This is a genomic window from Burkholderia anthina (assembly GCF_902498995.1).
Lineage (GTDB): Bacteria > Pseudomonadota > Gammaproteobacteria > Burkholderiales > Burkholderiaceae > Burkholderia > Burkholderia anthina.
Genome location: NZ_CABVLY010000062.1, coordinates 1 through 1,262, shown reverse-complemented (window position 1 = coordinate 1,262; position 1,262 = coordinate 1). Strand labels below are relative to the sequence as shown.

General features: G+C 70.0%; 2 protein-coding genes. Both read right to left on the bottom strand.

Annotated elements, in window-relative coordinates:
• Window positions 1-116 precede the first annotated feature (116 nt).
• Window positions 117-1,073, bottom strand: coding sequence for an LLM class oxidoreductase (locus BME24068_RS34765; protein WP_174928803.1), 957 nt, complete (start codon window positions 1,071-1,073; stop codon window positions 117-119).
• A gap of 19 nt (window positions 1,074-1,092) precedes the next feature.
• On the bottom strand, window positions 1,093-1,262 hold a 170-nt coding region (locus tag BME24068_RS35225), incomplete at its 5' end, for a MoaF-related domain-containing protein (protein ID WP_420887579.1).

Below are 1,262 nucleotides of genomic sequence, written 5' to 3'. Positions count from 1 at the left end.
ATGGAAGTCATTCTGGCGCTTCGAACTGATGAGATAAACGCCGTTAGAGGTCAAAAATATTTGATTTGAAATCAAATATTGATCGTGAATCCGGCCGGCGCGGCGCGATGCCGGCCTCAGGCGGTGCGCGCCTGCGGGTTCGCCGCGGCGTTCGCGTGGAACGCCGGCAGCACGTCCGATGCGATCTCCGCCATCGTCTCGCCGAGCGGGCGCCGGTTGCGGCGGAAATGCAGCCCGATGTGCTGCACGCCCGCGTCGCGCATCGCCGCGAGTTCTTCCGTCAGCGCGATGCGTCCGGCGCGCGCGCCGAAGCGGTGCCGCTGCAGCGGTTCGTGCGGGTCTTCCGCGAGGTCGAGGTGGATGAAGCTCACGTACGGCTTGTTGCCGGCCACCGCGCGCCAGTTCGCGGCGCGCTGCGCGTGATCGGCCGGCGTGCCCGGATACGCGAGGCAGCCGTCCATGTGTTCGCCGATCCACGCGGGCGTCTGCTGCGCGAGACCCGCGACGAGCAGCGGCACCGGCGAGCGTGCGGCCGGCAGGACGTCGAGGCCCGGCGGCAGATGCCCGCGCGCGCCGTCGCGCAGCAGCGCGATCTGGTCGCGGAAGTTCGCGCCGCGCGATGCGAAGTCGCGGCCGAACAGCGGATATTCGACCGGCCGGTCGCCGCTCGCGACGCCGAGCAGCAGGCGCCCGCCGCTCAGCTCCTGGATCGTCGCGGCCGATTTCAGCGTCAGCAGCGGCTCGCGCAGCGGCAGCACCACGGCCGCCGTGCCGAGCAGGATGTCGCGCGTGATGCCGGCGAGGTAGCCGAGATACGAGAACGTTTCGAACACCTGCGCGGCGTCGCCGAACGACGGGTCGTACACCGGCACGTCGCGCACCCAGAGCGCGCGGAAGCCGAGCGTGTCGGCCAGTCGCGCGAGCGCCGCGTGGTTTTCGAGGTCGGGCACGCCCGGGCGGCGGCCGTCATGCTGGCGCTTCGCGTCGCCGGCCGGCGACCAGTCGTTGTCGAGCGGCAGTTCGATGCCGACGCTGAAGCCGCCGTCGGCGAGCCTGGCGAGTGAGGTGGACATGGTTGGGCTTTCCCTTCGTTCAGACTGCCCGCAGGCTGCCTTCGAGCCGGTGGAAATCCAGCGACGACGCGGTGAAGAACGAGTGCGACGTGCCGGCGGCGAAATCGTCGATGTGCACGACCGTCGCGCGGTCGGCTTCCTGCCACGCGATCGCGTAGGTCTCGCCGGCGACGGGCTGCCACGTATAGG

Bases quoted from the DNA above. Each gene is read 5' to 3' on its own strand.
- BME24068_RS34765 (WP_174928803.1), bottom strand. From the start codon at position 1,073: ATGTCCACCTCACTCGCCAGGCTCGCCGACGGCGGCTTCAGCGTCGGC.